Source organism: Kitasatospora sp. NPDC048407 (assembly GCF_043200475.1).
In the GTDB taxonomy this organism is placed as follows: domain Bacteria; phylum Actinomycetota; class Actinomycetes; order Streptomycetales; family Streptomycetaceae; genus Kitasatospora.
In genome coordinates this window covers 1-5665 of the sequence record NZ_JBICXW010000045.1, presented here as the reverse complement: position 1 = coordinate 5665, position 5665 = coordinate 1, and the positions used below count along the sequence as shown (strand labels likewise).

Below are 5665 nucleotides of genomic sequence, written 5' to 3'. Positions count from 1 at the left end.
CCCCGCCGCCCCCGCCCCCCCGGCCGCGGCCCCGCCGGCCGGGGCGCCCCCGCCCCCCCCCCCCCCCCGCCCCCCCCCCCCCGGGGGCGGGCCCCCCCCCCCCCCCCCCCCCCCCCCGCGCCGCGCTGGGTTCAGTGCAGCGGACCGGGGTGGCTGAAGCGCCCGGCCCGGCGGTGGATGCGGTGCTCGCGCTGCCGCCGGCGGGGTGCGGGCAGCGCGGCCACGGGGGTGACGGGGCGGGAGAAGAACCACCGCTTGACGCCTTCGATCAGCACCAGATAGGTGACCACCATCCCGGCCAGGGCCAGGAAGAAGGCCGGCGGGAGGGGAGTGAAGCCGAGCGTCGCGGCGGCCGGCGAGAACGGCAGCGCCACGCCCACCGCCACCACCCCCAGCGACGCCACCAGCAGCGGAATGCTCGGGCGGCTCCGCAGGAACGGGATCCGCCGGGTGCGGATGGCGAAGATCACCAGGGTCTGGGTGGCGAGGGACTCCACGAACCAGCCGGAGCGGAACAGCGCCGCGTCCGCGTGGAACACACCGAGCATCACCCAGAACGTCAGGAAGTCGAAGAGCGAGCTGGCCGGACCGAACCACAGCATGAAGCGGCGGATGAACGAGATGTCCCAGTGCGCGGGCGCGCGCAGCTGCTCCTCGTCGACCCGGTCGGTGGGGATGGTGAGCTGGCCGGTGTCGTAGAGCAGGTTGTTGAGCAGGATCTGCGAGGGCAGCATCGGCAGGAACGACAGCGCCAGCGAGGCCCCTGCCGCGCTGAACATGTTGCCGAAGTTGCTGGACGTCCCCATCAGCACGTACTTGATGGTGTTGGCGAAGATCCGCCTGCCCTCGGCGACCCCCTCGGCGAGCACCCCCAGGTCCTTCTTCAGCAGGACGGCGTCCGCGGCGTCCTTGGCCACGTCGGTGGCGCTGTCCACCGAGATGCCGATGTCGGCGGCGTGCAGCGCCAGCGCGTCGTTGACGCCGTCGCCGAGGAAGCCCACCGACCGGCCGCTGCCGCGCAGCGCGCGCACCACCCGGGCCTTGTCCTCCGGGGACACCCGGGCGAACACGGTGGCGTCCGCGGCGGCCGCGGCCAGCCGCTCGTCGTCCAGGGCGCCGATGTCCCGGCCGGTGAGCGTGGCGCCGGCGGGCAGGCCCAGGTCGGCGCAGACCTTCTCGGCCACGACCGGGTTGTCGCCGGTGCAGATCTTGACGGTGATGCCGAGGCCTGCGAGGCGGCGCAGCGACTCCGCGGCATCCTGCTTGGGCGGGTCGCGGAAGACCAGGAACCCGGCCAGCCGCAGCCCGGTCTCGTCGGCCCCCGTGATCGTGCGCAGCTCCCCGGCCGGCCTGGCGGCCACCGCCACGACCCGGTCACCGGCGGCGAACAGCCCGTCCAGGACGGGCGCGGCCGTCGCGGGGACGTCCACGCACCTGGCCAGCACCTGCTCCGGCGCGCCCTTGGTGACGAGCACCGGGCTGCCGTCGGGCCGCCGGACGAGGGCGGAGGAGAGCTGGCGCTCGTGGTCGAAGGGGAGGGCGGCGAGCCGCCGGTGCCCGGCTGCCAGCCGGGCGGCTCCGGGGGCCTGCCACAGCGCGGTGTCCAGCGGGTTGTCCCCCAGGTGGTCGCCGTCGAGGTCCCCCTCGGTGGCGAGCAGGCCGAGCAGCAGCACCTCGTCGCGGGCGGTCCCGGCCGGATCGAGGGCGCTCTCGAAGGTGATCCGGCCCTCGGTGAGGGTGCCGGTCTTGTCGGTCACCAGAACGTCCAGGTCGCCGAGGTCCTCGATGCACACCAGGCGCTTGACCAGGACGTCCCGGGCCGCGAGGCGGCGGGAGCCGGCCGCCAGGCTGGTGCTGACCACGGCCGGCAGCAGCTGCGGGGTGATCCCGACGGCGATCGCCAGCGAGAACAGCAGCGCTTCCAGCAGCGGCCGGTGCAGCACCGTGTTGACCACGAAGATGCCGGTGGTGAGGACCGCGGCGACCCTCAACAGGAGCATCGAGAAACGGCGCAGGCCCACCTGGAACGCCGTCTCCGGCTGCCGTTCGCCGAGGCCGAGCGCGATCCGCCCGAACGCGGCGCGGCCGCCAGTGGCGACGACCGCCCCGGTGCCGCTGCCCGCGTGCACCACCGTGCCCATCAGCGCGCACGACGACAGCTCCGCCAGCTCGGCCCCCTCCGCCACCCGCGCCAGGCCCTTGGCCACCGGCGCGGACTCGCCCGTGAGAACGCCCTCGTCGCACTGCAGCCCGGTGCACTCCAGCAACCGGACATCGGCCGGGACGATCTGGCCGAGCGCCAGCCGGACCACGTCGCCGGGTACCAGAGCGGTGACGTCCACCTCCTGCTCGTGGCCGTCGCGCAGGACCACCGCGGTGTGCCGCACCCGGGAGTGCAGCGCCTGGGCGGCCCGCTCGGCCCGGTACTCGTTGGTGAAGCCCAGCACGACACTCAGCAGCAGGATGACGCCGATGACCACCGCATCGGTGCGCTCACCGAAGAAGAAGGACACCAGCGCGGCGGCCAGCAGCAGGAGCAGCAGGGCGCTGCGCAGCTGGCGGCCGAGCACCGCCAGGGCCTTGACCTGGTGCGTGCGCACCGCGTTGGGGCCGCCCGCCGCGAGCCGGCGTTCGGCCTCGACCCCGGTCAGGCCGGCCGGGGTGGCGGCCAGCCGGCTCAGCACCTGCGCGACGTCCTGGGCGGCGGCCTCGCCGACGGGCACCCCGGCCGCCCCCGCGGACCGGTCGGCGGCGGGGCCGGGCCGCACCGCGGACGGGCGGAGCTCCCGCCGAGTTCCGGACCCGGTCACGAGGCCGCGCCGGACGGGCCATCGGCGGGTGCGGCCTGCCACAGGGCGGCCCGGGACGGATCCCGGTCGTCCGCCGCGGCCACGAGGCGCGGCCTCCCTGTGCCGTTCATCCTGTCCACGTCCTTCTCCTCGGTGGGTGGTGCCTGGAGCGCGGGCAGGCCGCGCAGGTCGAACACGAGACGGGCACCGACCTTGCCGTCCGGGACTCGTGCTGTCACCATTCCACCGCCCCGGACCGGCGTGCGCTGGGGCCTGCCGGGGCAACAAGCGAAGCCGAAGGTCCTGCGGACGGCGGGGCCACCGCCGCGCTCCGCCGGCGCTGCGCCGACACCGGGACGTCCGAGGTACGCCTCCGCGCATCCCGGGACTTTGGGCCCCGCCCGCGGCGCCCGGCAGGCCCTGGAACCCCGGGCCAGTCCTCGGCGAGGCTGGTACCCGATCCCGAGCGGTGACGCCGGGGCTTGTCGAACGACGGAGAGCAGGACACTTCCATGAGCAGGTACATCCTGGCCGGCACCGACGGCTCGGCCGAGAGCATCGCGGCGGCGCGGTGGGCGGCCGACGAAGCGGTGCGCCAAGGCCACGCGCTGCGCATCGTCCACGCCTGGACCTTCGAGGACGACATCCACGCCGCCCCCGGCCAGCCGGCGGAAGTACGGGCCCTGACCGAACGAATGCTCGCCGACGCCGCCGAGCAGGTGCGCGCGACGCACCCCGGGCTGGAGGTGCGCACCGGTCTCCTGACGGACGACGCACCCGTCGCGTCGCTGGTCGCCGCCGCCGCCGAATCCGAGCTGCTCGTGCTCGGCTCGCTGGGCCTCGGCGGCTTCGAGGGCCTGCTGGTGGGCTCGATCGGCCTCGGGGTCGCGGCCCGGTGCGAGGTGCCCGTGGTCCTGGTCCGGGCCGAGCGGGCGGACGGCGCCGGCCGCAGGGCCGAGGTGGTCCTCGCCGTCGACACCCGGGAGCCGGCGGCCGAGGTCGTCGACTTCGCCTTCCAGCAGGCCGCCGCCCGCGGCGCCGTGCTGCGCGCCGTCCACGGCTGGACCCCGCCGCCGGTGTGGGGCTACGCGGGCTGGGTGACGCCGCAGTTCGAGACCGAGCAGTTCCGCGCCCTGGAAGCCGGGCTGCTCCGCGAGGCGCTCGGCGCGTGGCGCGCCAAGTACCCGGACGTCGAGGTGGTCGAGGACAGCCGGATCGGCAGCGGCGCCGGCGCGGTGGTGGACGCCTCCGGCGATGCCGCGCTCGTGGTGGTCGGCCGCCGGCGCCGCCACCGCCTCGGCGCCCACCTCGGCCCGGTCGCCCACGCGGTGATCCACCACGCCCAGGCGCCGGTCGCGGTCGTCCCGCACAACTGATTCCGGCCCGGACGCGAGAGCCCCGGTGTCGCCACTCGCTTCGTGCGGGTCGCGGTGCCGGGGCTCGGTCCGTTGCGGGTCACTGCGGCGAGGCTGTGGTGACCGTCCTGGTCGGTTCTTCCGCCGCGGTCGGTGGCCCGGACGCGAGAGCCCCGGTGTCGCCACCCGCTTCGTGCGGGTCGCGGTACCGGGGCTCGGTCCGTTGCGGGTGTCACTGCGGTGGTGCGGCGAGGCTGTGGTGACCGTCCCGGTCTGCGCCTCCGCTGCGGGCGGCGGCCCGGACGGTGGTGCCGGTGGTGCCGAGCAGGGTGCCCAGGGCGTCGTCGAGGGGGCCGATGGCCGCGATCCGTCCGGTCCGCTCGGCGAAGGTGGCGGCGGCGTCCGCCTTGGGGCCCATCGACCCCTCGGGCAGGTCGAGTGTGCGCAGGCGCTCGGGGGTCGCGGTGAGCAGCGGCTCGGGATGCGCCGAGCCCCAGCCGGCGAACACGTGGTTGACGTCGGTGAGGATCAACAGGGCGTCCGCGTCGAGCAGTTGGGCGAGCAGGGCGGCGGTGAGGTCCTTGTCGACGACCGCTTCGACGCCGCGGACCCGGCCGGTGTCCGGATCGCGGGTGACGGGGACGCCTCCGCCGCCGGCCGCGACGACCACGTCGCCGGCGTCCAGCAGGGTGCGGACGGCCGCCAGCTCGACGATCGCCGCCGGTCGCGGGGAGGGGACGACCCGGCGCATCCGCGCACCGTCCCGGGCGGTGCTCCAGCCGCGTTCGATCTCCATCAACCGGGCCTGTTCGTCGGTGAGTTGGCCGCCGATGAACTTGGTCGGCCGGTGGAAGGCGGGGTCGTCGGGGTCGACCTCGGTGTGGGTGACCAGCGCGGTGACGGCCCGTCCGGGCAGCAGGCCCGTCAGTTCCCGGGCGAGCAGGGTGCCGATCATGCCCTGGGTCTGGGCTCCGAGGACGTCCAGCGGGTACGGCACGGTGAGCGCCGGGTCGGCCTCGCTCTCCAGGGCGAGCATGCCGATCTGCGGGCCGTTGCCGTGGGTAATCACCACCTCGTGCCCGGCGGTGACGAGTGCGGCGAGCGAGCGGGCCGCGTCGTGGACGTGGTGCTGCTGGACGGCGGCGTCAGGGTGTTCGCCCCGCTGGAGCAGGGCGTTTCCGCCGATGGCTGCGACGATGCGCATGGTCACTTCTCCCCGAGGGTGGCGACGAGGACGGCCTTGATGGTGTGCAGCCGGTTCTCGGCCTGGTCGAAGACCAGCGAGGCCGGCGATTCGAAGACCTCGTCGGTGACTTCGAGGCCGTCGAGCCCGTGCTCGGTGGCGAGTTCGGCGCCGAGGTCGGTGCGGCGGTCGTGCAGGGCGGGCAGGCAGTGCAGGAAGGCGGTGTCCGGGTTGCCGGTCGCCGCCATCGTCTTCGCGTTGACCTGGTACGGCAGGAGCAGGGCGATCCGCTCGGCCCACCGGGCGTGGTCCTCTCCCATGGACACCCACACGTCCGT

At 75.2% G+C, this 5665-nt stretch carries 4 protein-coding genes and 1 pseudogene; 1 reads left to right on the top strand and 4 read right to left on the bottom strand.

Annotated elements, in window-relative coordinates; genetic code table 11:
- Positions 1-131: 131 nt before the first annotated feature.
- Together mgtA and ACGFWJ_RS36085 are read right to left on the bottom strand one after the other, a co-directional pair.
- Positions 132-2810 carry a magnesium-translocating P-type ATPase gene (mgtA, locus tag ACGFWJ_RS36090; protein WP_392956981.1) on the bottom strand — a complete coding sequence of 893 codons (2679 nt, stop codon included), beginning with the start codon at positions 2808-2810 and terminating at the stop codon, positions 132-134.
- Complete coding sequence (locus tag ACGFWJ_RS36085; protein WP_392956979.1) at positions 2807-3031, bottom strand: hypothetical protein; 225 nt, start codon at positions 3029-3031, stop codon at positions 2807-2809. Before ACGFWJ_RS36085 ends, mgtA begins: the two co-directional genes overlap by 4 nt.
- Before the next feature lie 270 nt (positions 3032-3301).
- Between ACGFWJ_RS36085 and ACGFWJ_RS36080 the strand changes: the two genes are divergently transcribed.
- The gene (locus ACGFWJ_RS36080) at positions 3302-4165 is read left to right on the top strand and encodes a universal stress protein (protein ID WP_392956977.1); all 864 of its coding nucleotides are present in this window, start codon (positions 3302-3304) and stop codon (positions 4163-4165) included.
- Between the two features lie 211 nt (positions 4166-4376).
- Here ACGFWJ_RS36080 and ACGFWJ_RS36075 read toward each other — a convergent pair whose 3' ends face one another.
- Together ACGFWJ_RS36075 and ACGFWJ_RS36070 are read right to left on the bottom strand one after the other, a co-directional pair.
- Positions 4377-5348: a carbamate kinase gene (locus ACGFWJ_RS36075; RefSeq protein ID WP_392956975.1), complete on the bottom strand. Its 972-nt coding sequence runs from the start codon at positions 5346-5348 to the stop codon at positions 4377-4379.
- A gap of 2 nt (positions 5349-5350) precedes the next feature.
- Positions 5351-5665, bottom strand: a pseudogene (locus tag ACGFWJ_RS36070) (ornithine carbamoyltransferase subunit F); the annotation flags it as partial.